The organism is Lelliottia sp. F153 (assembly GCF_002870005.1).
In the GTDB taxonomy this organism is placed as follows: domain Bacteria; phylum Pseudomonadota; class Gammaproteobacteria; order Enterobacterales; family Enterobacteriaceae; genus Enterobacter; species Enterobacter nimipressuralis.
This window is the reverse complement of record NZ_PKFT01000009.1, coordinates 33376-59065: the sequence shown is the minus strand read 5'-3', so window position 1 is coordinate 59065 and position 25690 is coordinate 33376. Positions and strand designations below refer to the sequence as shown.

General features: G+C 57.7%; 17 protein-coding genes. 7 read left to right on the top strand and 10 right to left on the bottom strand.

Annotation, left to right across the window (positions count from 1 at the left end):
* Positions 1–29 precede the first annotated feature (29 nt).
* The 5 genes from F153LOC_RS17760 to F153LOC_RS17740 all read right to left on the bottom strand — a co-directional run bounded on the left by F153LOC_RS17760 (position 30) and on the right by F153LOC_RS17740 (position 16861).
* Positions 30–377, bottom strand: coding sequence for a HigA family addiction module antitoxin (locus tag F153LOC_RS17760; RefSeq protein ID WP_100779223.1), 348 nt, complete (start codon positions 375–377; stop codon positions 30–32).
* Positions 378–833: 456 nt separating this feature from the next.
* Positions 834–2003: an HlyD family efflux transporter periplasmic adaptor subunit gene (locus F153LOC_RS17755; RefSeq protein ID WP_100780833.1), complete on the bottom strand. Its 1170-nt coding sequence runs from the start codon at positions 2001–2003 to the stop codon at positions 834–836.
* Between the two features lie 10 nt (positions 2004–2013).
* Complete coding sequence (locus tag F153LOC_RS17750) at positions 2014–4200, bottom strand: type I secretion system permease/ATPase (RefSeq protein WP_102105390.1); 2187 nt, start codon at positions 4198–4200, stop codon at positions 2014–2016.
* A complete protein-coding gene (locus F153LOC_RS17745) occupies positions 4197–5600 on the bottom strand; it encodes a TolC family outer membrane protein (protein ID WP_100779226.1) in 1404 nt (467 codons plus the stop codon). Before F153LOC_RS17745 ends, F153LOC_RS17750 begins: the two co-directional genes overlap by 4 nt.
* A 77-nt stretch (positions 5601–5677) precedes the next feature.
* The gene (locus tag F153LOC_RS17740; RefSeq protein ID WP_102105389.1) at positions 5678–16861 is read right to left on the bottom strand and encodes a BapA/Bap/LapF family large adhesin; all 11184 of its coding nucleotides are present in this window, start codon (positions 16859–16861) and stop codon (positions 5678–5680) included.
* A 35-nt stretch (positions 16862–16896) separates the two neighbouring features.
* Here F153LOC_RS17740 and F153LOC_RS17735 point away from each other — a divergent pair, with 35 nt between their 5' ends.
* From F153LOC_RS17735 to F153LOC_RS17720, 4 genes are all read left to right on the top strand, one after another.
* Positions 16897–17094, top strand: coding sequence for a hypothetical protein (locus F153LOC_RS17735; RefSeq protein WP_100779228.1), 198 nt, complete (start codon positions 16897–16899; stop codon positions 17092–17094).
* Positions 17095–17638: 544 nt separating this feature from the next.
* Positions 17639–18184 carry a tetratricopeptide repeat protein gene (locus tag F153LOC_RS17730; protein ID WP_102105388.1) on the top strand — a complete coding sequence of 182 codons (546 nt, stop codon included), beginning with the start codon at positions 17639–17641 and terminating at the stop codon, positions 18182–18184.
* 60 nt (positions 18185–18244) lie between these two features.
* A complete protein-coding gene (locus F153LOC_RS17725) occupies positions 18245–18721 on the top strand; it encodes a sigma-70 family RNA polymerase sigma factor (protein ID WP_231276845.1) in 477 nt (158 codons plus the stop codon).
* Complete coding sequence (locus F153LOC_RS17720; RefSeq protein ID WP_102105386.1) at positions 18718–19497, top strand: anti-sigma factor; 780 nt, start codon at positions 18718–18720, stop codon at positions 19495–19497. The genes F153LOC_RS17725 and F153LOC_RS17720 overlap by 4 nt, the downstream gene beginning before the upstream one ends.
* Here F153LOC_RS17720 and F153LOC_RS17715 read toward each other — a convergent pair.
* The 4 genes from F153LOC_RS17715 to F153LOC_RS17700 all read right to left on the bottom strand — a co-directional run bounded on the left by F153LOC_RS17715 (position 19492) and on the right by F153LOC_RS17700 (position 22958).
* Positions 19492–20046, bottom strand: coding sequence for a YceI family protein (locus F153LOC_RS17715; RefSeq protein WP_102105385.1), 555 nt, complete (start codon positions 20044–20046; stop codon positions 19492–19494). The two genes, F153LOC_RS17720 and F153LOC_RS17715, sit on opposite strands and share 6 nt — an antisense overlap.
* A 112-nt stretch (positions 20047–20158) precedes the next feature.
* Positions 20159–20515, bottom strand: coding sequence for a hypothetical protein (locus F153LOC_RS17710; RefSeq protein ID WP_102105384.1), 357 nt, complete (start codon positions 20513–20515; stop codon positions 20159–20161).
* A 397-nt stretch (positions 20516–20912) separates the two neighbouring features.
* Positions 20913–21944: a methionine synthase gene (locus F153LOC_RS17705; protein WP_100779234.1), complete on the bottom strand. Its 1032-nt coding sequence runs from the start codon at positions 21942–21944 to the stop codon at positions 20913–20915.
* A 30-nt stretch (positions 21945–21974) separates the two neighbouring features.
* The gene (locus F153LOC_RS17700) at positions 21975–22958 is read right to left on the bottom strand and encodes a DUF1852 domain-containing protein (protein WP_102105383.1); all 984 of its coding nucleotides are present in this window, start codon (positions 22956–22958) and stop codon (positions 21975–21977) included.
* A 242-nt stretch (positions 22959–23200) separates the two neighbouring features.
* Between F153LOC_RS17700 and F153LOC_RS17695 the strand changes: the two genes are divergently transcribed.
* The 3 genes from F153LOC_RS17695 to F153LOC_RS17685 are packed head-to-tail and all read left to right on the top strand — an operon-like array spanning position 23201 to position 24628.
* Positions 23201–23536 (top strand): antibiotic biosynthesis monooxygenase, encoded by a 336-nt coding sequence (locus F153LOC_RS17695; RefSeq protein WP_102105382.1) that lies wholly within the window; start codon positions 23201–23203, stop codon positions 23534–23536.
* Positions 23529–23921, top strand: a complete 393-nt coding sequence (locus tag F153LOC_RS17690; RefSeq protein ID WP_102105381.1) for an amino acid-binding protein — start codon at positions 23529–23531, stop codon at positions 23919–23921. The genes F153LOC_RS17695 and F153LOC_RS17690 overlap by 8 nt, the downstream gene beginning before the upstream one ends.
* Positions 23918–24628 (top strand): helix-turn-helix transcriptional regulator, encoded by a 711-nt coding sequence (locus F153LOC_RS17685; protein WP_102105380.1) that lies wholly within the window; start codon positions 23918–23920, stop codon positions 24626–24628. Before F153LOC_RS17690 ends, F153LOC_RS17685 begins: the two co-directional genes overlap by 4 nt.
* 368 nt (positions 24629–24996) lie before the next feature.
* On the opposite strand, the gene F153LOC_RS17680 is transcribed toward F153LOC_RS17685, so the two are convergent.
* The gene (locus tag F153LOC_RS17680; protein WP_102105379.1) at positions 24997–25569 is read right to left on the bottom strand and encodes a hypothetical protein; all 573 of its coding nucleotides are present in this window, start codon (positions 25567–25569) and stop codon (positions 24997–24999) included.
* Positions 25570–25690 lie beyond the last annotated feature (121 nt).

The following is a 25690-nucleotide window of genomic DNA, read 5'->3' as shown; positions in this document are numbered from 1 at the left end:
TTTTTATGTTGGCGCTACTGTAGCAGAGTTCAGGCGATGTCCTGCTGGTGAGATTTTCGTTTTGCCAGAACCTCCGCAACTGTTTTGATTCGGCTCAGCTCTTCCTGAGTGCGCGTATTGTTCTGCACCTCCCAGATATCCACATTTTGCTGCAAGTTGAGCCAGAACTCGATGGAGGTATCAAACACTCTGGCAAGGCGTAGCGCCATGTCGGCGGTCAGCTTGCGGTTGTTATTGACCAGCGCACTGATGGTATTACGGTGCACGTTAAGCATGTCGGCTAAATCTGCGATTTTAAGATCTAGCGGTTCAAGGTATTCGTACTGCAACACATCGCCCGGCGTGGTGGGTTTGCGGGTTGCCTGCGGGAGAGTCATGGGGTGTTACCTCACTAATTATAAGGCTTATATTTATGCGGGGCGAGGTAGATATCTTCGGCTTTCCCCGCCAACTGCTGATCGCGAAAGTTTTTAATGTTCTTCAACATAATGCATGTTAGCTCCGATCCCTGTGAAGCTGTGGTGATATTATTGCACAGCCGCACTGTGCACAAGTGCGATCCTGCTGTTTTCTAATTTATCGGAATTAGACCCGTGTTGCCTTATGCCTGCGAGGCCAGAGAAACATACGCCTGGTAGAGAGGCGCTGGAAAGGGGAGACAGAGGGAGAAATGTCATACTGCGAAGCGGATTCAGAAAATACGGGATGGCAGGCTGCACCGGTGCAAAAGTCGAAAAAAAAGATCGGGTGGTGCGGTACTTACCCGACCTGACAGCTTGTTGGCCCGGTAAGCATCAGCACTACCGGGCTTTTTTACTGGCGACGCATCCCCATTACCGCTCCCGCAGCGCCTCTTTCGCCCGGTTAAACGGCTTAATCATATAATCCATCACCGATTTCTCTCCGGTTTTGATATCCACCGTGGCAATCATCCCAGGCACAATCGAGAATTTGCGCCCCGCTTTATTGACCAGATAATCCTGGCTGGTGCGGATAAACACGCGGTAATAGAACACTTCGGGTTTGGCTTCGTCCTGAATGGTGTCCGGCGAAATGGTTTCGACCACGCCGTGCAGCCCGCCGTAGATGGCGTAATCGTAGGCGGTGATTTTAACCAGCGCTTTTTGCTCCGGGTGGATAAAGGCGATATCGCGCGGTGACAGGCGGGTTTCGATCAGCAGGTGATCGTCGACCGGCACAATCTCCATCAGCTCGCCGTTCGGGGGGATAACCCCGCCGATGGTCGTCACCTTGATATTTTTCACGATCCCACGCACCGGAGATCGCACGGTCAGGCGCGTCACGGAATCCTCGCGGCCTTTCAGCACCGCCGAGACCATATCGACTTCCGCGTTGGCTTTCGACAGCGCCTCGCGGGCCTGCACGTAGTATTGCGAACGCACGTCCGTCAGCTTCAGTTCCAGATCGCTTTTTTGCCGCTGCAGGCGTAACTCCTCCACGTGGCTGGCCGCTCCGGTTTTGATCAGCCGCTGGGTGATAGCCAGCTCTTTGTTCGCGAGGCTCAGCGCGGCTTTCAGCTCGCGCTGAGTGTCCTCAAGCTGTGCGCGGCGCGAGGTGTAGAGCCGGGTTTCGGCGGCGATCAGCTCCGGCCACTGTTTCAGGGAGGGGGGAAAGACCAGCGGCAGATCGTTCACTTCGGCGGTGAGGCGCACGCTGGAGGCCAGAGATGCACGATAGCGCGCCGCGCTTTCACCGACGTTAGATTCTGAACGCGTGGGATCGAGTCGCGCCAGCACCTGGCCCGCCTGCACCACGTTGCCTTCGCGCACGTTCAGTTCGGTCAGGATCCCGCCGTCGAGGGACTGCAACACCTGCTCGCGCGAGCTGGGGATCACTTTCCCCGTCCCGGTTGAAACCTCGTCGAGAATGCCAAACCACGCCCACACGCCGACGATAATAAACAACAGCAGGGAGAGGATCACGATGCGCCGCGCGCCGGAGTAACCGCTTTCGGAGTCGAGAGCGTTATCGAGATCGTCCATCGCCGCGACATCACGCTGACTGATTTTCATTTTTCCACTCCCGTCCGTTTGCCTGTTGCTGCATGCGGCTGTTGCTCAGGGCCTGCGCTTTTGGCGCGTCCATCACCAGCATGCCCTCTTTCAACACCACCACGCGCTCCACCAGCTCCAGCACCGGCACGCGGTGGGTGGCGACGATCAGCGTCCGGTTGCCGAGCCACGCGCCGAGATGCTGAAGAAACTCGCGCTCCGTGTGCTCATCCAGCGAGGCGGTCGGCTCATCAAGCAATACGATATTGGGATCGCGCAGGAACATGCGCGCCAGCAAAATCGACTGACGCTGCCCGCCGGACAGCCCCACGCCGTTCTCCATGATCGGATAGTCGAGTCCTTTCGGCAGCTTTTGCACAAAGCTCGCCGCGCCGCACATCTCCAGCACGGCGAAGATCTCTTCATCCGTGGCGCGCGGCATCCCAAGCGTGATGTTCTCTCGCAGAGTGCCGTAGAACAGCCGTGCGTTCTGGGTCATAAAGCCGACGTTGCGCCGCAGATCCGCGACGTCCAGATGCGGCAGGCTGAGGTTGTCGAGCCGCAGCTCGCCGCCTGCCAGATCCATTCCGCCCGACAGCGCCTGTAACAGGGTGGATTTCCCTGCGCCGTTACGCCCAAGGATCGCCACTTTCTCGCCGGGTTTGATCTCTAGGCGGTTAATGCGCAGGGCCATACGCGGATCTTCCGGGTGATAGCGAAACTGCGCCTGATCGAACAGGTAGTGCCCGCGGAGCACGTCCTGGCGGATCGGCGTCTCTTCGCGCTGGTTTTCCGTCGGCAACTGCATGATGCTGTCCAGCCCCTCTTTGGCAGCTTTCACCTGCTGCCAGCGCGCCAGCACGCCGCACAGGGTCGCCATCGGGGCGATCATCCGCGACGCCAGCATTGAGGCCGCCACCACCGAACCGGTGGTTAAGGTGCCGTCGATCACCATCGGCGCGCCGACCACGATCACCCCGGCGTACACCAGGCTTTGAATGGTCATCCCCCAGCTGATCAGGTTTTGCGTCAGCTCGCGGGTGCGCAGGCCGGACTCGGCGGTGATCTGGATATAGCTGTTCCACTGCTGTAAAAAGCGGTTTTCCGCCTGCATCAGCTTGATGTCCTCCAGCCCCTGTACGCTCTCGACCAGCACCGCGTTGCGCAGGGTCGATTCATGGGCTGACTGCTTCGCCAGCGCCGCGAGTTTTTTCTGCAGCAGCAGGCCGGGCAGCACCATCAGCACGGCAGCGACGGGGGCGATCCAGGCTAATTGCGGCGCGATGATCGCCAGCACCACCACGAACAGGAAGAAGAACGGCAGATCGACGATGGTGGAGATGGTAGAGGAGGTGACCATCTCGCGGATCTGCTCCAGCTCGCGCAGCTGCGAAATAAAGCTCCCGGTTGAGCGCGGGATCGCGCTGTTACGCAGGCGCAGGGCGTGGCCAAACACCCGATCCGACACCCGCAGATCGGCGCGTTTTCCCAGCAGATCCATGATATGACCGCGCGCGACACGTAGCACAAAGCCAAACAGCGTGGCGATCAGCACGCCGATGGTCAGCACGTAAAGCGTCGGATAGGACTGGGCGGGGATCACCCGGTCGTAAACCTGCATTGAAAACACGATCCCGGAGAGGGAGAGCACGTTGATGAACAGCGCCGCCAGCATCACCCAGGTATAGGGACGTATGTCGCGCATCACCAGCCGGTAGAGCCAGTCGGGGCGGTATTTGGAAATATAGGCGTCCACGCGGCTGTCTTTTAGCGCCGCCAGCGGGCGCAGGGCGACCACGTGACGAATGGCGGGCAGCAGAGCGGTCATCGACACGCGGTTGTTGTGCGGCGTGGTGTCGATAAAGTTGATATCAAGGGTGTCGTCGCCGTCGAAATGTTCAATGACGCCGATTTTGCCCTCGTTAAGCTCCACCACCACCGGCAGTTTCCAGCTGTTGATGGACTGCTCCGTGGCGGTCAGCAGCTGAAAGGAAAGTCCTGCCTCGCGCGCCAGTTGAGTCAGCGCCGGTACCATGGGTTTGCCCTTCAGCCATGGCGCCCCGGCGACCAGTGCGCCTGGGGAGCAGGCCACGCGATAGCGGCTGGCGACGTAGCCAAACGCCTGCGCCCAGTGCTCCAGCGTCTCTTCGGGAATACTTTCGTCCTGCGGATTATCGGTTTGCTTCATGGCTGGATCTCCACAGTCTGAATGGTGCGGTTCTCAAGATCGAACGAATGACGCAAAAGGCCCGTGTTGTACAGGCAGCTCAGCTCCAGCTGGTGCAGCTGTCCGGCGGTTTGCTGCTGGGTAAAACGTGCCTGATACACCTCCTGCTCGGCGTTGAGCACGTCGAGCAGCGGCCGTGAGCCGAGATCGAGATATTGCTGTTGATAGAGTTCGCGGGTGCGGACGCTGAGCGCCTCCTGCCGGGCCTGGATTTGCAGGGTGCTCAGCAGGCTCATCACCTGGCTGCGCGATTCAAGCAGCTTCTGGCGCACGTCGAGGCGGGTGCGTTGAATGGTCGACTGCGCGGCTTCGACGGCATGTCCGGCGGCGTTACGCCGGGCGGTAAGACCACCGCCCTGATAGAGCGGCATCTGCACTTTGACCCACGCGGAATACTGGGTGCGATCCAGCGAATCGTTGCCCGCATAGCGGTCGTTGAGGTAGTGGCGCACTTCCGGCTCCAGCGAGACGGTCGGCGTCATTTGCGCGTTAGCATAGTCGAGATTGGCCTGCGCGACGTTGGCCTGCGCCCACGCGGAGAGCACGGCGGGCACCAGACGGTCGTCCGGCTCGGCGACGTCGCAGCTGCGGGCCAGTTTTGCCGGGAAATCGTTGCTGATGGTGTTCAGGCTGTTCCAGCCGAGAAAGCTCATCAGCGTGGCGCGGGAGCTGTCGAGGCTGGCCTGATACTGCATGAGCTGCGCCCGCGCGCCTTCGATACGGGCATCGGTCTGCACCACGTCCGAAAGGGAGCTTGCCCCTTCGTCATTGCGCTGACGCGCAAGCGAGCCGATGGACGACAGCGCATCCAGCTGCTCTTTGGCGGTCTCCACCATTTGCTGCCAGGTCTGCACCTGCACCATTGCCAGGGCGGTGTCGTGGGCGATGGTATCAATGCTCACCAGCACGTTGGCCTGCTGCTGCGCCACGCCCGCGCTTTCGGCTCGCACCTGGCTTGCCACTTTGCCAAAGTCGTAAAGCATTTGTGAAACAGAGAGCACCAGCGACGGGGTAAAGCCGTTGTCGCTGCCGTCGTGGGTATAGCCGCCGTCCATTCCCGCGTTGACCTGCGGATAGTATTTCGATTTGGCGACGTCGACCTGTTCTGATTGTTCGTAGAGTTTACCGACCGCTTCGCTGATGGTCGGATGCCAGCTGACGGCGCGGTTTACGGCATCGCCCAGCAGCAGCGTACCCGGAGCGGCTTTGTTGGCGACGGGCGCAACGCGGCCATTCAGGGACGGCAGCTCCTGTTCTTCACTCAGCAGGCCGGTGTTGATTACGCCCGCAGGGTTAGCCGCGAGAACGGGCACAGATATCAGGCAGCACGAGAGCCACCAGTAAGGCATCTTCTTTCCCATGTCATGTCCCTAATAAATTTGTACTTTTTATTCTTGATGCCCGGGCGCTGAACGCCCGGGTCAGTTGTGTTGTGCTATCAGGTAATGATGTTGTGGTGCTGATTAACCAGTTCGTCGTAGCTACTCTGTACGTTGTCCAGAGTGACCAGCGTCGTATTAGTGTAGGTGCTCCCCGTACCGTCACGATCGATGGAGATCACAGTGTTGTTACCGCTGGTGGTGACATGCACGTAGTTCCCAAGCGTGGATGCCTGTCCGTTCCAGCCCACCAGCAGATCGCCGATATCAATTTTGTCCCCCTGGCTGATGGAGAAGTTGGTCCAGTGATCCCCGGTGCTGTTGCCCGCCGTGGCGTTACCCACGGTGTTGTTCAGCACCTGATAAATCAGGGTATCGCCGTAAGCCGTCCCATTGATCACGTCGTTATGCTCAGAGCTGATGAACTGCGGCGCCATGTTGATGGTCAGCGACGCGCTGTCCGTTTTCCCTGCCGTGTCCGTCAGGGTGTAGTTGAAGACCTCCTTCGAGGTGATGCTGGAGAGCGACACGCCGGTATTAAGCGTGTAGGTGTAATGACCGTCAGCGCCGATGGAGAGCGTGCCGTAGTGTCCCTGAATGGTCACATTCGCGGCGCTGGTGGTGTACGGGTCGAGGGTGGTGGTCACGCCGTTGTAACCGGTGATGCTCAGACGGGTATCCACCGAGTGCAGCTGATCCATTGCCCCCTGCGAATCGGTGCCGTCAAAGATGTTGCCGTTAACGGTGTGTCCGCTAGTGGAATCGAACTGATTGAGCGAGTAGGTGGTCCCCACCACGTCCGGGGTGATGGTGATTTGCCCCACCGCCAGCGCGCCCATCTTCCCGGTGTAGGAGAGGGTGTAAGTGCCCGCCTCCAGATCCAGCCCGTTCAGGTTGATAGTTGCCGTGCCGCCCAACAGTAATCCGCCGTTGAACGAACCGCTGCGCACGGTGGTGGCACCGTTCGACAGCACCCAGTCCACCGTCAGGCCGCCGAGCGAGAGCAGCGAGGCGACGTTAAAGTGCAGCACCACGTTATGCAGGGCGGTGTTGGCGTCGACCACGAAGGTACCGCTGCCGCTGCCCTGGGTTGCCGCCAGCAGAGCCGCCGTCCAGGTGGCGTTGCCGACGGTGGTGTCCGAGTAGGCCGCCGTATGGTGCACCGACGTCACATCCATCACCGCACTCACGTCGTTGACCGCATCCATCGCCCGTGGAGTTGGGGTGATGTTGAGGGACGCCGTGTCTTTGTCGCCGTTTGGCGCGGTCACCGTGTAGACGAAGGTGTCCGGTGTCTTAATGTGGTCGGCTCCGACGCCGCTGTTCAGGGTATAGGTGTATTTACCGTCCGCATTGATGGTCAGGGTGCCATATTCCCCCTGAATGGTGGTGACGCCCGTACCGTTGACTGCCACGCCGTTCACCGCCGTGACGTGGGTACCCGCCGGAATAATATCATCCGCCAGCACGTCGCCGGTGGTGCTGCCGCCGACGCTCGAGACGGTGTAGACATGGTCTTCCAGTACGTTAAGGGTGTAGGCCGTCAGCGCCGTGATCCCGGCTGCGGTGTTCAGCAGGAACAGGTACTCCCCGGCCGGCAGGTTGAGCGTCAGGGTGCCCGACGTACCGCCCAGCAGCGGCGCACGCAGCCAGCCTGGCTGAACGCGCATCTGCTCGAAGGTTTGCGTCGCGTCGTTGAATTTATAGACGTAAAGATCGAACACCGAAGCCAGCGCTACGCCGCCGACGGAGGCCTGGATGGTCATGGTTCGGGTGGTGCCTTCCGCCACGTTATAGATGATCGGATTGCTCAAATCATCGAGCAGATTGAGGCTTAGCGTGTTGCCCAGATTGACGCCCACCACGGTGAAGCCGCCCTGGGACGACGTGCCGTTGTTGATGGCGTGAACGCTGGTGTCGAAGGTGAAACTCGCGGAATCATCGACCGCCGTGACGCTGTTAGTGACGGTGTTCGCCCCGAGGGAGATCACCAGCTGCGCCGAGGCGGTGGAACCGTTATGCCCGATGGTGTAGGTGAAGCTCTCGGTCCGGCCCAGAATCGCGGCGCTGGTGTTGGTCAGGGTGTAGGTGTAGCTCCCGTTGAGGTTAATCGTCAGCGTACCGTACTGGCCCTGGATCACCGTGCCATCCGCCGTCACGTTCACCGTGTGGCCCTGGGAATCGGTGACGGCGGTGATGCGAGTGCCTGCCGGGGCGTTGTCGCTGCCGGTGGTTGGGTCATTGTCCAGAATGACGTTACCGGACTGGGTGGTCACACCCGTTACCGTCCCGGCGCTGGTTTCGGTGACGTCCACGTCAAGACTGGTGTAAGACCCGGTCGCCAGCAGGTTGGTGTTGTAGCTGAGTACGCGGTACTGGCCCTCGGTCAGCCCGGTCATGTTAAGGGTGACGCCGTTGGCTCCCAGCGTCAGCAGGTTGGCGAACTGCGGCAGACCGGTATCCACCACCGTAGTCCAGGTGCCGTTGACCGCATCCCAGCGCTGCACCACCACTTCCAGGGTGTTGAGCAGCGACAGCACCACGCCTGTGGCATCGGCGTTAATCGAAATATCCGCATTCCCGCCCGCACCCACGGTAAAGCCGACCTGCGCCGTATCATTGCCGAGCAGGGTGAGCACGTTACCGAGCGCCCCCACCAGCAGGAATCCGTAATCGCTGTACTGGGCGTTGGTCACCGTGGCGTCGGAGGTGAGCGCCAGTTCCTCGACGTTGGAACTTGCCGACAGCGGCACAACCGGGGCCAGCGCAGAGCCTGGCGTCGAGGTGTTGCCTGCCGCGTCGGTGGCGGTGATTTGCAGGGTCTGGCCTTCCGTCTGTTTATTGAGGAAGGTGTAGCTATAGGTACCTCCGGCGTTCGCCGTGGTGGTCACCAGGGTGCCATCCGCCAGGCGAATCGTCACGGTGCTGCCCGCTTCTGCGCTGCCCGTCAGCACGCTGCCGTCAGCGTTAAAGGTTCCGTTCGGCGCATTCGGTGCGACGGTATCAACGATAACGGTGGTCGGAATCGAGACCGGCCCGGTGCCGCCGATGACGTTGGTCGCCGTGGCGGTAAACGCGTGAGAACCTTCGCTCAGTGCAGGCGTAGTGAAGGTCCAGTTACCGTTGATATCCGTGGTCGTGGTGCCCATCGCCACGCCGTTGTTATACAGCGTGATGGTGGAGTTCGGCTGCGCCGTCCCGCTCAGGGTTGGCGTCGTGTCATCCGTGGCTTTGCCGTTGGTCAGATTGCCGGTAATGGTCCCCACGTTGTCGTTGACGGTGGTGATCAGCGGCGCATTCGGCAGGTTGGTGAATGGCGCGGTGACGCTCTGAGTATTGCCTGCGTTCCCGGCTTTATCCGTGGCAAAGGCCAGCAGCGTTTCGCCGTTGGTCTGCGCCGGTGAAATGGTGACGTTGAAGGCCCCGCTGCCGTCCGCCGTCGCCGTGCCGAGCACTGTTCCTGTGCTGCTGGTAATGGTGACAGTGCTGCCCGCTTCCGCCAGACCGGTGACGTGGGTGCCGTTACCGATTACGGCCAGCGTGCCCGGCAGCCCCGGAGCAACCGTATCCACCACAATCGAGGTGATGGATGATGGTGCGCTGGTATTGCCCGCCGCGTCGGTGGCGGTCGCGGTAAAGTTGTGCTGCCCGTTGGTCAGCGTGGTGGTGGTCTGTGGCAGAGTCCAGTTTCCGTTGGTGTCAGCGGTGACGGTGCCGACCAGCGTCGTGCCGTCATAAATCCGCACCACCGCGTTAGGCTCACTGGTCCCGCTCAGCGTCGGCTGGGTGTCATTGGTCGGGTTACCGTTAATCACCGGTCCGGTGACAGTACCGACATCATCCACGACCGAGGCGATCACCGGCGCGGTTGGTGCAGTGGCATCGACGTTAACCACAAAGGCCGTTGTCGGGCCACTGGCGTTACCCGCGGCGTCGGTGGCGGTGATGGTCAGCGGATGCAGCCCGTCGCCCAGCGCCGGTGACGGCGTAAAGGACCACGCACCTCCGGTGGCTGTGACGGTGCCAATCAGCACGCCGTTATCAAAGATTTTCACCGTCGATCCCGCTTCGGCTGTCCCGGTGAGCGTCGGCTGTGCATCGTTGGTGAGCTGGCCGCTGGTCAGGTTGGTGACGGTTCCGACGTCATCCACCACGGAAACCAGTACCGGAACGGCCGGCGGCGTGAGGTCGACATTCAGGGTAAAGGTTGCCGACGGATCGCTGTTGTTGCCCGCCGCGTCGGTCGCCTGGGCAATAAAGGCATGCGGTCCCGCGCCAAGTGCGGTGGTGAGCGTCACCGCCCAGTTCCCGCTGGCGTCCGCCGTGGTGGTGGCGATCACCAGGCCATTTTCGAGGATATTGATGCTGGCGTTCGGCTCGCTGGTCCCGATCAGGCGCGGGAGCGTGTCGTCGGTGGTCTGGCCGCTACCGAGCGGGCCAGTGACGGTTCCTGCATCGTCAAGCGCCTGAGTGATAACCGGTGCCAGCGGTGCAACCGTATCGACGATCACCGTGAAGCCCGGCGAGGCCACGCTGACGTTGCCCGCCGCGTCGGTCGCGGTGGCAGTCCAAGTATGGCTGCCATTGCTCAGCGGGTTCGGCGGGGTGAAGCTCCATTCGCCCGAGCCGTTAGCCTGCACAGTGCCGACCTGTACGCCGTTTTCATAGATGATGATCGTGGCGTTGTTCGCCGCCGAGCCGTTCAGCTGAGGCCGGGTGTCGTCGGTGGTCTGTCCGGACAGAAGCGGGTTCAGCACGCTGCCGACGTCATCGGTGGCGTTAATAATGGTCGGTGCCGCTGGCGGCTGGGTATCCACCGTCAGATCGAAGGTGGTGGAGGTGGTGCTGGTATTACCCGCCGCGTCGGTGGTGCTGAGGGTGATGGTGTGTGGCCCGTCAGCCATCGGTGCGGTTGGCGTGAAGGTCCAGTTCCCCTGGGCGTTCACCACTGCGGTGCCGAAGGGTTGCCCATCGTTGAGCAGGGTGACGGTCGCCCCGACTTCGCCGGTACCGTTGAAGGTTGGACGGTTGTCATTGGTGGTGCCGTTTTCAGGAATCGTGCCGGTGACCGGGCCGACGTCATCCTGCACCGTGGTGAGCACTGGCGCATCTGGCGGCGTGGTGTCGACGGTGAAGGAGAAGACCGGCGAGTTAGCGGAGACGTTACCCGCTGCATCGGTGGCATTGACCCTGATGTTGTACAGGCCATCCGTCAGCCCGTTTGGCGGCATAAAGGTCCACGAACCGTTAATGACCTCCGCGGTGCCAATTTCTACGCCGTTATTCAGAATATGAACGGTGCTGCCCGTGACGCCCGTCCCGGTGAAGGTTGGCGTGGCGTCGTTAGTGACCTGTCCTGCGGTCAGGTTCCCGACCACGCCGCCCTGAATATCATCGGCGACGGCGCTGAGTACCGGCACCGCAGGTGGGGTCAGATCGACAATCACGTTATAGCTGTTGGAGCTGGTGCTGACGTTGCCTTGTGGATCGGTCGCGACCACCGTAAAGGTATGTGAACCTTCGGTGAGCGGCGTGGTGGGGGTGAAGGTCCAGTTCCCCAGATTGTTAGCGGTGGCGGTGCCAATCTGGGTGCTGCCTTCGAAAATCGCCACGCTGCTGTTGGCTTCTGCCGTGCCCGAAAGGGTCGGCGTGGTGTCGTTGGTGGTGCCACCGGTTGGGACATTCCCGGTCACGGTGCCGACGTTATCGTCCGCCCCGACGATGACCGGCGTGGTGGAGACCGTATCGACCACAATGTTGAATGCCGGTGATTGTGCGCTTTCATTCCCCGCCGGATCGGTGGCGGAAATGGTCAGGGCGTGGTTGCCTTCTCCCAGCGCAGCGCCTGGCGTAAAGCTCCAGGTGCCCGTCGAGCCGACAACCACGGTGCCAATGGCGGTACCGTTGTTGTAGATGGTAATGGTGTCGCCCGCCGTTGCGGTGCCGCTCAGGGTTGGGCGACTGTCGTTGGTGGTTTGACCGCTGGTGAGAGGCCCGGTACCAGGACCGACATCATCGGTGACTGCGCCGAGCACCGGTGTACCAGGCGCGGTGAGATCGATGGTGACGGTAGCCGCCGGGGAGAGACCGCTCGTCAAACCGCCCTCGGTGGTGGTGGCGGTAAAGCTGTGTGGCCCCTCGCCGAGCGGGATCAGCGAGCTGGCCGTCCACTCGCCGGTTGGGCTGGCGGTGACGACGGCGTACGGCACCAGCCCCCCGTCAAGGTAGATGGTCACAATGCTGTTCGGCGGTGCGGTCCCGCTCAGGACTGGCGTGGTGTCGTTGGAACTTGCGCCTTTCACTTCGACGGAACCATTCGTGCCGTTGTCATCAATGATCGACGTGATGGTCGGGACGGGTGGCAGATCCGGCGTGTCTGTAACTTGATAATCCGTAGGGCCGCTGACGTTGCCTGCCGCATCGCTGGCCGTGACGGTGAGCGTGGTTTCGTTGGTCTGCGCCGGAGACAGGGCGATGGAGTAATTGCCGCCCGCATCGGCCACACCACGGCCCAGTTCAACGCCATTTTCCCCTTTCACGATCACCGTGGAACCGGCTTCTGCGGTCCCGGTCAACGGTGTCCCTTCGATTGCGAGACTGCTGACGACCGGCGCATCTGGCGCATCCGTATCAACGGTCACGGTAACCGGCGCGCTCGGGGTGGCGTTCCCGGCGGCGTCAGTGGCCGTGACGATAATGGTATGAGGCGCATCGCTCAGCGCCGAGCCGTCTGGCAGCGTCAGCGTCCAGTTGCCGTTAGCGTCCACGGTGGCCTGTAGCGGCGCACCCCCATCAACAGAGACGGTAATGGTGCTCCCAACCTCGGTTTTCCCGCTGATGGTTGGCGTGTTGTCATTGGTGTACAGCACACCGTTCGCCAGCGTGCTGCTGGAGATCGTATCAATCTGCGGCGTCGTCGGGGCGACCGTATCCACCGTGATGGTGTACACCGGGCTGGTGCCGCTGACGTTACCCGCCGCATCGACGGAGGAGACGGTCAGGTTCAGCGCGCCGTCAGCGACAGTTGGGCTGGTCCAGGTCCAGGTGCCATTGGTGACATTGACGCGGTCAACTTCGACCCCGTTGTTATAGATAATCACCGTGTCGCCGCTGGTGCCCGTTCCGCTGATGGTCGGCGTGGTGTCTGACGTCGAACCGCCGCTCGCGACGGTGCCAGCGGTGATCGCCGGCGTCAACGGAGGCGTGGTATCCACGGTAATGGTCACCACCGGGGAGACGCCCGAGATATTCCCCGCTTCGTCCGTGGCGGTGGTGGTGAAGGCATGGGTGGTTTGTGTCAGCGGGGTGTCTGGCCGCCAGCTCCAGCTGCCGTCCGCGCCAACGGTGACGCGCCCGACCTCCTGCTTCGGCGCACCGCCGACGCTGTCGTAAATAATAATCACATCGTTCGCCACACCGGTGCCGCTCAGCACCGGACGCGAATCGTTGGTGCTGTCGCCATTATCGACCGGCCCGGTGATTTGGCTGACGTTATCGGTGACGACCGGTGCGGTTGGCGTGGCAGGCGGGTCTGTATCAATCACGATGGTGACCGGCTGGGATGGCGCGCTTTCGTTGCCCGCGCCGTCTTGATTGGTGACCGTCAGGGCGACATCGTAAGAGCCGTTTGGCAGCGCCTGAGTCGGCGTCCAGCTCCATGTTCCGTCCTGCTGAACGGTGACCACATCGGGCTGTTTGACGCCATCAATGTAGATCGTGACCGTATCGCCCGGTGTACCGGTGCCGCTTAAGGTCGGCGTGGTGTCGCGGGTGGCTTCGCCCGGATTAAGCGGTGTGCCGGTCGGCAGGCCGTCCGGGTTCACGGTGACGTCCGGAGAATCTGGCGTCGCAGGGGCCACGGTATCCACCACCAGACTAAACGGCGGTGAGGCGGTGGCGTTGCCTGCGGAGTCGGTTGCGACCACCGTCAGGGAGTGAGTGCCGTTGGTGAGCGGAGTGGTGGGGGTAAAGCTCCAGCCACCGTTACCGTCAAGCGTGGCAGTGCCGAGCAGGGTCGTGCCGTCGTAAACGGTAATAATCGTATCCGGCGGGGCGGTCCCCGTCATTGCAGGAAGGGTTTCGTCCGTCGGTGTTCCGCTGGTGACCGGGCCGGTGACAGCGCCGGAATTATCCGTGACCGTACCGATCGACGGCGCCGGTGGTGGCGTGGTGTCTACGATGATCTGGAAACCGTTTGAAACCGTGCCGACGTTCCCGGCCTGATCGATAGCGACGGCGGTCAGCGTATGCGGCCCGCCCTGTGGGAGCGCCAGCGTCGGGGTAAAGGTCCATGCCCCGCCGCTGCTGACCAGCGCGGTGCCAATCTGCACGCCGTCCAGACGAATGCTGATGGTGGCGCCCGGTTCGCCCGTACCGTTGAGTGTCGGACGGGAGTCGTTGGTGATTTCACCCGTATCCAGCGGGCCGGTTCTGCCCGGGACATCGTCAACGACGGAGGTGATCACCGGTGCGGAAGGGAGCACGCTATCAACCGTGATGCTCCAGCTGTTCGACGTGCCGCTGGCATTTCCGGCGTCGTCGATCGCGGTGGCCGTCAGGACGTGACCGCCCTCGCGCAGGTGCACCGATGGCGTAAATTCCCAGTTACCGCTTTGGGGAATGACGAGGGTGCCGATTTGATCGGAACCGCTGAACAGATAGAGCGTGGTGCCCGGCTCTCCGGTGCCGCGAATGGTCGGCGTCGGGTCGTTAGTCAGGCCGCCGTTGGCGACATCACCCACCACATTAACGGCGTCATCGTAGACCGAGGTGATCTCCGGCGTTTGCGCCGGGGTGGTATCCGGTGCCGTTACCGGAGCCGTGGGGCCGGTATTGTTTGCAAGGTCCGTGGCGTCAGCCGTCAGCTTTTCGCCGTTAACTTGCGGCGGCGAAAGGGTAACGGAAAAATCGCCGTTGTCGCCCGTTTTGCCGCTGCCGATTTCCACGCCATCCGGCCCTTTAATGCTCACCGTGCTGCCCGGTTCGGCCTGACCGGTGACGGTCGTGCCATCGTCAGAAACCACCAGATTCGTTGGCGCCAGCGGATCGGTTGTATCCGGCGCGTCGGCGTGCCCTGGCTGACTGTCGTTACCCGCGGCATCGCTTGCGATCACATCCAGCACTTCGCCATTGGTTTGCGGCGGGGAGACCGGCACGGTGAAATGGCCGTTAGCATCGGTGGTGCCGGTGCCAATTACGCCGCCGCCGGTGTCTTTGATGGTGACGGTGCTGTTTGGCTCGGCGTTTCCGCTAACGCTGGTCCCGTCACCTGAGACCGTCAGCCCTGTTGGCGGGTTAGGCGCAATGCTGTCACTGGCGGTGACCGTGCCCGGGATACTGGCATTCCCGGCAGCGTCGGAAGCGACGACCGAGAGGGTTTGCCCGTTATTTTGTACGGTATTCAGGGTGATGGTGTAGTTGCCGTTGCCATCCGCAACGCCGGTGCCGATCACGCCGGTGCCGTTGCTGATGGTGATCGTGCTGTTCGGTTCAGCCGTGCCGGTGACCTGGTTCCCGGCAGGATTGAGGGTGACGGTCGGCTGGCCTGGCGCGATCGTGTCGACGATAAAGTTAATCTGCTGGGACAACCCGCTCTGGTTACCGGCGGCGTCAATTTCACGCACGGTGACCGAGTGGGGGCCTTCCGCCAGCGGGCCGTCAGGCGCTACGCTCCACAGCCCGTTAGGGCCGACGGTGACTCTGCCCACTTCCACGCCGTTATCGTAAATAATAATCGTGCTGCCCGGATCGCCACGGCCCGTGAGCCTCGGCTGGCTGGCGTCGGTTGTCTGGCCTGCTGTAACCGCGCCGCGTATGGAGCCGACTTCATCGTTCACCACAAAGGCCGATGGCGCGGCAGGCGCAGTCACATCGACATTAATCGTAAAGCCCGGTGAGGCGGGACCGGTATTGCCTGCCACATCCGTGGCGCGCACCGTCAGCACATGGCTGCCTTCACTCAGATTGACCGACGGGGTAAAGCTCCAGCTGCCATTTGCGGCAGCGGTGACGGTGCCAATCGCAATGCCGTTATCGTAGATCGTGACCGTTGAATTCGCTTCGGCGGTACCCGTGAGCTGCGGGCGCTGATCGTTGGTGCTGCCGCCATTGTTCACCGGCCCGGTGACAGGATTGACGTCATCCGTGACGCTTGAGATCACAGGTGCCGTTGGCGCGACCGTATCCACCACAATGGTGATCCCCGCAGAAGGCGGACTGGTGTGGCCTGCCGCATCGGTCGCGGTGGTGGTCAGGGTGTGGCTGCCGTTAGCCAGCGCGTTAGGCGGCGTGAAACTCCAGTTGCCGTTGGCATCCACTTTGGTGGTGCCGATATTAGTGCCGTTATCGAAAACGGTGATGGTGGTTCCTGCTTCGCCGATACCGCTCAGGGTAGGGCGCGCATCATCGGTTCGCTGCCCGTTATCCAGCGGGCCGGTTTCGCTGCCGACATCGTCGTTAACGATTAAAATGTCCGGTGCGTCGGGCGTGACCAGGTCCGGGGCGGTGGCATGGGCCTCTTTACTGACGTTGCCGGAGGAGTCGGTCGCGGTGGCAGTAATCTGCTCACCGTTGTTGAGTGAGGTGCCCAGTTCGATGGTGAATTTACCGTCGCTGCCGGTTTTGCCGGTGCCGACCAGATTTCCGTTCGCATCTTTCAGGGTGATGGTGCTGTTCGGTTCTGCCGTCCCGGTAACGATATTGCCGTCTGCCGAGAACTGCAGATTGGTCGGCGCGTCAGGCGGCGTGGTATCCGGGTCAGACGGGTTCCCCGGATTGCCTGGGTTGCCGTTGCCGTTATCATCGTCTCCGCCACCCCCTCCGCCACCGCCGCCGCCAGCGGCAAGCGCGATCCCACCCGCGACAGCGACGCCACCGAGCACCCATGGCCAGATCGCCGCGCCGCCCGTATCACCGGAGGAGGCCATCAGCGCATCAATCGAAGATATCGCTTCATAGTGTTCTGTGGCGGCGGTGGGATCTTCAATCCACCACAGCGCGCCGTTGCCCTCTTCCAGCACCAGCTGGCTGGCGCCCTGAGCGTCTCCGACGTAGAAGTTTTTGAGGGTGATGGTTTCGCCCGAATTCAGGGTCACGATCAGGTCTTCGCCGCTGCGCGTGTAGTGTGAAATGTCGCCTCGCCCAACGTGGAGCTTCACAATAGAGGAGTGATCCAGAGTAACCTGAGTGCCTTCGGTGGTGGTTTCCACGCCAGTAAGTTTCGAAATGACAGAGATTTGGCTCATATTGATGACTCCCAACAGATTTTTATTGATATGGCGTGCAAGACGAAGCCATCATCTTTCTGCGGGTACAGAGCGCCCCCGGCGGAGTCGCTATTTTTAAAATAGTGCTCACCGTTGTTATCTTCAGAGCGGCCGATGCCCGCCAGCAATTAGTGGCAACATCAGATGAATCGATTTATTTGCTTTGGGTTAACTTGTATTCGGCGTTTTTTGTGTTATATAAAGCCCTGTGATTTATAAAGATATTATTTGAATGGTCTGAAAATGATATAGCTATAAATAACGGAATATGCAAATGAAGCGCCAATTATGGACAAGTTAACCCCTTCTGAATTGAATAGTTTTCTGCCGAATTGTACAGCTAATGCGAGGGTGTAGAGCCTTGTGGCATAAGGCTTTGCCATTTTTCGCCTGTCATTTGTTAAATATAATATCAAAGCATTTATTTGAATATATTTGATATTTTTGAATGTAAATAGATATTTAATTAAGGCGGGCTTAATTGTTAATTCAGGTGGGGTTAAGAAATTATTTATACGATATATTATGTTTGCGACCGAATTAAAAATAAAAATGGCGGGCGGTGAAGAGTGTGCTATTAGAGACAGGAATTAAGCCTGCGTTAATTATTATCTGAATCTACCGTTCACTGATGACGGATGGCATAGGCCATAAGTATGATTTCGGCTGTCATTTCAACTGCGTTTTCTGCGAATAGAATCGGACGCTCGGGCGTTTACTCCTTGTTGACCTGCCCACCTTCACCAGGAGTAGAAAATGAACGCATCCTCAGTCCGTACCTTTACCCGTCCTCTGGCTATCCCGGTGCTGTTATTTTTGTTACAGACCCCGCAGGGCTTTGCCATGGGCAATACTGATACTGAAAGCAAAACGCCGGACTGCCCCTCAGGGCAGGTCTACGACAGTGTGAGTAAGAAGTGTGTCCCGGAGAAAACCAGCAGCCTCAGCGATGAGGACAAAACCAATTATGCGTACCACCTCGCGAAAAAAGGCGAGTATCAGGCGGCATTGAACCTGCTGGATACGTTAAAAAACGCTAACACGGCCGAGGCGTGGAACTACCGTGGCTATGCGACCCGCAAACTGGGGCGCACGGATGAAGGCATTGGCTATTACCAGCGGTCGCTCGCCCTGCAGCCCAACTATGCCAAAGCGCGGGAGTATCTGGGGGAAGCATGGATGGTAAAAGGTCGCCCGGATCTGGCGAAAGAGCAGCTTAAAGTCATTGCCGGGATCTGCGGCCAGGATTGCGAAGAGTACCGCGATCTGCAGGCGGCAATCGACGGGCATCCGGAGTCCTGATCTCTGCGGGAGGGGTAGAAAATCACAACCAGTGACGTTCGCCAACAGCTGGCGGCACATCTGACGCGTCTCTGGCGCTACGGACTGGTGCTGTCGCGCAACCGGGATCTGGCTGAAGAGCTGGTTCAGTCCACCTGCGTCCGCGCGCTCGAAAGGAGCGCGCAATATACGCCGGGCACGCGGATCGACCGTTGGCTGTTCTCGATTTTGCACTCGATCTGGATCTCCGAACTGCGCGCGCGCCACGTCCGCCAGGGGCAGGGATTTGTTCCTGGCGAAGATCTGATCGCCCCGGATACCCACGGGCAGGATGACGATCGTCTGCATTATCAGCAAATCATGCAGCGGGTGAATGACCTCCCGGAAGCCCAGCGCAACACGCTGTTTTTAGTCTATGTCGAAGGATTTACCTACCAGGAGGCGGCGGATACGCTGTCGGTTCCCATCGGCACCATCATGAGCCGACTGGCAACGGCGCGGGCGCGGCTCGCCAAAACGGTGGATGTCCGTCCGGTGGCGAAGGAGAAACGCTCATGAACTCGTTACGTTTTACGCCCCCTTATCACGACGATGCGATTATCGCCTGGCTGGATGGTGAGATGGAGAGCGCCGACGCCCGTGTTTTTGAAGCACAACTGTGTGTGGATACCTCCCTGGCCCAGCGCATGGAGACGCTGAAAAACAGCCATCAGGACTATCAGCATGCGTTTGCCCCGTTGCTGAAAGAGGCACCTGAAGCGCAGATGCAGCAGCGGCTGGATAACTATCTTGCAGGCGCGCGCGCAGGCGTCAGCCGACGTGCGCTGATTGCCGCATCACTGAGTTTCCTGGCGATCGGTTCCGGGCTGGGGTATCTGGCGCGCCCTATGGCGGTGATAATGAGTGAGAACGAGCAGATTCGCGATCTTGAGGCTCAGTATATGTCGCTTTACAGCGCTGAAACCCTGCTGGATGTGGACAGCTCGCCGTCGGTGATTGCCCAGGGGATCCAGCGAACTGCCCAGGATATCGGCCTGAAAGTGAATGAGCAGCAGTTGGCACTTGCGGGCGCCGAGCTGAAGATGGTGCGGATGCTGCGCTACGACAGCACCGCTATCGCGCAGATCGTCTGGCTGCACGCGGATTTTGGCCCGGTGGCGCTGTGCATTTCGCCCCTTGAGAAGGCCGTTGTCACGGATATCAAAAACGAGCAGCGGCACAGCATGAATATTGCCTGGTGGAACGACAGTGACTATCAGTATGTTTTGATTGGCCGCACCCCGTCGAAGGCGCTCACCGCCAGCGCACGCCAGCTGCAGTTAAGGCTCTTATGACGCGTGGGCGTCGATCGCAATTTTTATCGCGATGCGGTCATCCACCACCATCGCGAATTTATCCATGTGATAGGCGGAGCGTGAGATGGCGGTGGTGGCATTAAGGGAGATTGCCTCCGCCGCTTTGTCCTCGTCCAGAGTCGCTTCCAGGATCACCGGGCGTTGAATATCTTTGACCTTTAGCGAGCCAAACACTCTGTAATGGCCATCGCCCAGCGCCACCACCCGGGTACTGCTGAACCTGATCGTAGGGTAGCGCGCTGCATCGAAAAACATATCGCTCTTGAGCTGCCAGGTGAGCAGACGGTTAGAGGCCACCAGCGTGGCGACGGGAATGGTCACATCAATGCGATCGGCAAATTCATTGGTCGGGTCCAGAGTGACGTTTCCCGTCACGCCATTGAGATTCGCCCAGGAAAGGATGCCGCCAAAGGCATGCCACGACAGGGTGATGGGCGTTTTTTCGCTATTAATGGCATAGGTAACCGGCATTGCGTAGAGGGCAGGGCACAGCAGCATTACCATGAGCAGGGTGACAGAGCGAATCATGAGGCGATCTCCAGTAGGCGGGCAAGGTGTAAACGCGCAGTCAGGGAGATTTATTCGTAGGGATCAGAAATAAAAAAGGCCGCGACGGCGGCCTTTATAGGAGGGAGAAAACTTATTCAGTGACTTTCTTTTCCAGCGACGAAGCGCCTTCTTTGGTTTTGTTCCAGCCTTTCTCCGTCCCTTCTTTAGTGGCATCCCAGCCCTTCTCGGTGCCTTCTTTGGTTTTATGCCAGGCTTTCTGGGAGTCTTCACTCACTTTGCTGCCGAAGCTTTCGCTTTTACCTTCAGCGGCGTGTTTGGATTTGAGCTTCAGCTCTTCACCTTTGTTCTGCTCTTCATGCAGTTTTTGTTTCGCGTCATTGGCGTTCGCTTTCGCGGCGGCAACGGTGTCGTCGGTTGCGTGTGTGGTTGCGGCAAAAACAGGTGAAGCCAGCAGAAGTGCAGATAATGCAATAATTGTCTTTTTCATAATATCCTCAATTCACGTTATTCATGTTATGAGCGTGATTAAGAATGGCACGAGCGAAGCGGCATGGCTCTAGGAAAAAACTGTAAGTGGATCAAGGGTGTTGGAAATACAGTTTTCGTTGCTCACAATTTCATGCCTTCATCATCAGGGGCGTCGCGCTATAAAGGCTTACGCTCGCTCCTGCGATCAGGCTGGAATGTACATTGCGAAGGATTGATCAGGGCTGCTCAAATCGATAAGGCAGTGAAGTGATGAATATCGGTTCAACTGCCCTTGAGACCTGTTTACGTCTTCTCAGATCAGAGCGTCAGGCCTCACCATTACTACGGAAGGCTGACGCCGAGAGAATCAGAGAATAGAGAGAGGTCTTTCTTAAGCTTTGTGCTCTCCGGCGACGTTATTTCGCCTGCAATTCTCTGCGCACGATTTCTGCACCGGCGCTTAATGCATCCAGCTTGCCTCGTGCGACGCCACGCGGCAACGGGATCATGCCGCAGTTGGTGCACGGATAAAGTTTGTCGGCATCGACATACTGCAGCGCTTTTCGAAGCGTAGCAGCGACTTCTTCCGGTGTCTCAATTGTATTAGTAGCGACGTCGATGGCACCAACCATCACCTTTTTGCCGCGAATAAGCTCCATCAGCTCCATCGGAACATGCGAGTGATGGCACTCCAGAGAAATAATATCGATATTCGATTTTTGCAGTTTCGGGAAAATCTCTTCGTACTGTCTCCACTCAGTGCCTAGCGTTTTTTTCCAGTCTGTGTTGGCTTTAATGCCGTAGCCGTAGCAGATGTGGACAGCCGTTTCACACTTCAGCCCTTCAATGGCTCTTTCTAATGTGGCGATACCCCAGTCGTTCACTTCATCGAAAAATACGTTAAAGGCTGGCTCATCAAACTGGATAATATCGATGCCCACCGCTTCTAATTCTTTCGCTTCTTCATTGAGAATTTTAGCGAATTCCCAGGCGAGCTTTTCGCGGCTTTTATAGTGATTGTCATACAGCGTGTCGATCATGGTCATCGGCCCTGGCAGGGCCCATTTAATCGGTTGGGTGGTTTGCTTGCGCAGGAACTTCGCATCTTCAACGAAAACGGATTTCTTGCGGCTCACCGGGCCCACGACGGTCGGCACACTCGCATCATAGCGGTTGCGAATCTTCACGATCTCACGCTTCTCGAAATCCACGCCCTCGAGATGCTCGATAAATGTTGTGACGAAGTGCTGGCGCGTTTGCTCGCCGTCACTGACGATATCAATGCCTGCCTGCTGCTGATCTTCCAGACATAAACGCAGGGCATCGAGTTTACCGTCAACCAATTCCTGACCTTCCAGTTTCCACGGCGACCAGAGTGTCTCTGGCTGCGCAATCCAGGAGGGCTTAGGCAAACTGCCCGCAGTCGATGTAGGTAATAATTTTTTCATCACAGGTGACCTTATATTTTTATGGATAAATCAGATAACGGGTTCAGCAGACCATTGTTTAAGAACAGACTGATAAGGTTTTATAAATTGTTCTTCGGTAAATTTCCCTTGCTCAATAGCCAGCTGGCTACGTTCTTCCCGGTCATAAACAATGCTAGTTAATGAATAATCCTGGAAATTCAAACTTGGCTGATACTGTTTTCCCGCGCGGGAATTAGCATTGTAAATTTCAGGGCGATAAATCTTCTGGAAAGTCTCCATCGTACTGATGGTGCTGATCAGCTCAAGATCGGTGTAATCGTTGAGTAAATCGCCACTGAAGTAAAATGCCAATGGCGCAACGCTGTTTTCAGGCATGAAGTAGCGGGCGCGCAAGCCCATTTTGGCGAAGTAGTCATCCGTCAGGGAAGGGGCATCCTGCTGATATTCGATGCCCAAAACCGGGTGCTGAGTACCGGTGCGATAATAGGTGTTTTTGCTCGACACACTCAGGCAAATAACCGGTGTTTTACTGAAGTGCGCTTTGTAAGTATCTGAACTAATAAAACGTTTAAATATATCACCGTGTAATACGCCAAAGTTATCCGGCAGGCTAAATCCTGCTTTGTCTTTATTATGTTCTGGCAACACCACGCTGAAATCATAATCGCGCACATACGAGGAAAAGTTATTCCCCAAAATGCCTTCAAAGCGCTGATTGGTTTTTTTATCAAGAATACTGGTTTTTAAAATTTCAATCACCGGGAAGGCGTCGGACACTCCCTCGCCCTTGATATTCAGCTGAGCCGTAATGATGTCCAGCTCAACGGTATAGCGGTCACTTGTGGGGTTGTCCCATTGTGCCAGAGAATTAAAGCGGTTATCGATCATCGCCAGGGTATTGCACAGGTTTTCCTGACGTTTTTCACCTCTGGCCAGATTGGCAAAGTTAGTGGTAATACGCGTATTTTCCGAAGGGTTATAATCTTCGTCAAAACGAATTGTCTTAAGCGTGAATGTAATGTCTTTTTTCATTTTTATCAGGTGTCCTGGCTGCTGAAAATTAATGATATTTCAGTAGTCTTTGAATTTTTATGGATACATTGCGATGTATCTTTTATGCCTGAGTCATTGAGTGAAAAACAGTGATTTAAATTCACCAAACATGAGACAAATTCATGATCCTGCCTGCGCATCACCGGGATACTTCGGCGCTGGCCGAAGCATCCCCTTTTTACCGGCAATACGCTGAGTGAAATTCATGAGAGGGCAGCAAGATGATCGCAGTACTTTTTGAGGCAGACGCACTACCCGAAGCGCGTGAGCGCTATCTTGAACTGGCAGCAGAACTGAAGCCGTTGTTGTCGGACACACCGGGATTCATCTCCATTGAACGGTTCCAGAGCCTGAGCACGCCCGGAAAAATTCTTTCGTTATCATGGTGGGAAGATGAGGAGGCGGTCGCCGGATGGAAGCAGAATATGATGCATCTGGCAGCCCAGAAAGAGGGCAAACAGTCGATTTTTTCATACTACAGAATACGCGTTGCCCGGATATTTCGTGATTACTCGTCTGAGACATCTTCGAGCAAAGGAGCGCAACAACATGTATGACATTCACGTTGTGCTCGATAATACTTCATATTCGCTGGCTTCCTTCGGACGCGTGCTCGGTCTTAACGGTGTCGGGCTGGAAGGTGGTGGGGTATTTACCACTCCGGACGGCGGGCACGCGCATTTTCTGATAGAAGACGGCGAGAAAGCCCGCAAGGTTCTGACTGACGCAGGCTTTGACGTGAGAAAGTTGTCGCGTCCGCTGATAAGGAAATTACCCCAGAAGCAGCCGGGCGAGCTGGGAGAAATCGCGGATACTTTGGCACAGAATGGCATTCGCATTCTGGTACAGTATAGCGATCACGATAACCGGCTTATTCTGCTCACGGATGACGATATCCGGGCGGCTGAAGTCACCCAAAAATGGGCAATACACGCTGCATGAAAGTTCTTCACAACGAACACGACAGTGGGCCGGATGCGTCTCTTGAACAATCCATGTCACTGGTCGCTTCCGCTATCTCTGACCCGTCACGGGTCACTATTTTGTGCGCCCTGATGGACGGGCGCGCGTGGACAGCCACGGAACTCAGTGCGGTGGCGGGCATCGCTGCCTCCACCACCAGCGGACATCTTGCCCGGCTTCTCAGCAACGGGCTGGTGATTTGCCTGACGCAGGGACGCCACCGCTATTACAGTCTGGCGGGTCATCACATCGCCGGGCTGCTGGAAAACCTCATGAGCGTTTCCATGCGCAGCCAGACTGCTTTTACCCCGACTACGCCGGTCGTTTTACGTTACGCCCGAACCTGTTATGACCATTTGGCCGGCGAACTGGCGGTAAACATCTATGATTTCATGCTTCATGACCACTGGATTGAGGCTGACGGCAATGCGCTGACGCCCGCCGGGAAAGCGCATTTTCAACGTATTGGCGCAGTGCTTGATCCGCGTCCGCGCCGCAAGCCTTGCTGCCCGTGTCTCGACTGGAGCGAAAGACGTTTTCATCTGGGCGGGGATGCAGGGCAGGCACTCATGACGCTGTTACTGCAGAAAAAGTGGATCACCCACACCCAGGGCTATCGCGAAGTGACCGTAACCCGCAGCGGCAAGACAGCGCTGAGTCGACTGTTTAGTTTGGATCTGGATTAGCACCATTCTGGATAAAAGGATGGAGTGACGCGGGGGCGTTTATGGGTATCGCAGGATTTGTCTTTTTGCGCGAGGGGGGAGAAGACAGAATTGGAGATAGGGATTTTACGGCAAGGCTGATTGGGCCTAAAAGGTTCGGATTTAATTAGTCTGCTTCAGACTCAGCGGGACAAATTGCAGGCACAAAAAAGCCCGCAGGGCTTGCGCCGTGCGGGCTTTCAGGACTTCATCGGATGACTCTGGTAATCATCGATGGAGAATTTTGGTGGAGCTGGGTTGAAGCGACACCAAATACTAACTGTCTGATTCTTTGAGCAATGTAGCGGGAATCAATGTCACAGCAGTATGGCACAAGTCATTTGTATCAATCAAGATGAAGAGAGGGGATCATGATTGGCAAGAGACCTTCGAAGCTTTTGGACACGAGTAAACTCTAGCGTTTCTAAAAACAAATCTGAAAGTTCTTGTCGGGAAATCACGACGTCATCACTAACTTGCCATGCTATCCCAATCTGATAGTCAAATCCTGGATATGCAATCTTAAAGTCAGTCTTATTGTGTGCTTTAGCGGCTTCAAATTTAGCTAAGGGTATCCTTAAGCGTGCAAAACGTTTCTTTGCATTCTGAAAACGCTCTAATACTTCCGCAGGGTCATCACTTTTATTTTCCTTAATGCTCTGCGTAAGAGTGCGAATTACTTCATAAGAGCCCAAAATCCATAAATATGAATGAGTAAGATGCCCTTGTATCAGCTCGTAGTCCTCGTTTGCATTTCCTCCCTGCTTATACTTTTCTACTAAAGAAACATCCGTCTCACAAAGATTGGCATCCATTTGCCCCAAACTTTGCACAAGGCTAGTTACAAAAGGATCAAATCGTGCCAATCCAATGGAAACTTTCAGCCAGCGTTCAAAACGCTCCTCATACATGACACTATCCATTTGTACTAGTCCTTTAAAATCAGATGATTAATCTTGGTAGCTAACCTTATCCACGAGGATTCTGTCGATAATACTCGTTCAGACCATCAGTGTATCCTTGGTAGTAGGCTACACGAGGGCT

Coding starts and splice junctions, on each gene's coding strand:
- F153LOC_RS17760 (WP_100779223.1), bottom strand. CDS start 377: ATGACTCTCCCGCAGGCAACCCGCAAACCCACCACGCCGGGCGATGTG.
- F153LOC_RS17755 (WP_100780833.1), bottom strand. CDS start 2,003: ATGGACGATCTCGATAACGCTCTCGACTCCGAAAGCGGTTACTCCGGC.
- F153LOC_RS17750 (WP_102105390.1), bottom strand. CDS start 4,200: ATGAAGCAAACCGATAATCCGCAGGACGAAAGTATTCCCGAAGAGACG.
- F153LOC_RS17745 (WP_100779226.1), bottom strand. CDS start 5,600: ATGGGAAAGAAGATGCCTTACTGGTGGCTCTCGTGCTGCCTGATATCT.
- F153LOC_RS17740 (WP_102105389.1), bottom strand. CDS start 16,861: ATGAGCCAAATCTCTGTCATTTCGAAACTTACTGGCGTGGAAACCACC.
- F153LOC_RS17730 (WP_102105388.1), top strand. CDS start 17,639: ATGAACGCATCCTCAGTCCGTACCTTTACCCGTCCTCTGGCTATCCCG.
- F153LOC_RS17720 (WP_102105386.1), top strand. CDS start 18,718: ATGAACTCGTTACGTTTTACGCCCCCTTATCACGACGATGCGATTATC.
- F153LOC_RS17715 (WP_102105385.1), bottom strand. CDS start 20,046: ATGATTCGCTCTGTCACCCTGCTCATGGTAATGCTGCTGTGCCCTGCC.
- F153LOC_RS17710 (WP_102105384.1), bottom strand. CDS start 20,515: ATGAAAAAGACAATTATTGCATTATCTGCACTTCTGCTGGCTTCACCT.
- F153LOC_RS17705 (WP_100779234.1), bottom strand. CDS start 21,944: ATGAAAAAATTATTACCTACATCGACTGCGGGCAGTTTGCCTAAGCCC.
- F153LOC_RS17700 (WP_102105383.1), bottom strand. CDS start 22,958: ATGAAAAAAGACATTACATTCACGCTTAAGACAATTCGTTTTGACGAA.
- F153LOC_RS17695 (WP_102105382.1), top strand. CDS start 23,201: ATGATCGCAGTACTTTTTGAGGCAGACGCACTACCCGAAGCGCGTGAG.
- F153LOC_RS17690 (WP_102105381.1), top strand. CDS start 23,529: ATGTATGACATTCACGTTGTGCTCGATAATACTTCATATTCGCTGGCT.
- F153LOC_RS17685 (WP_102105380.1), top strand. CDS start 23,918: ATGAAAGTTCTTCACAACGAACACGACAGTGGGCCGGATGCGTCTCTT.
- F153LOC_RS17680 (WP_102105379.1), bottom strand. CDS start 25,569: ATGGATAGTGTCATGTATGAGGAGCGTTTTGAACGCTGGCTGAAAGTT.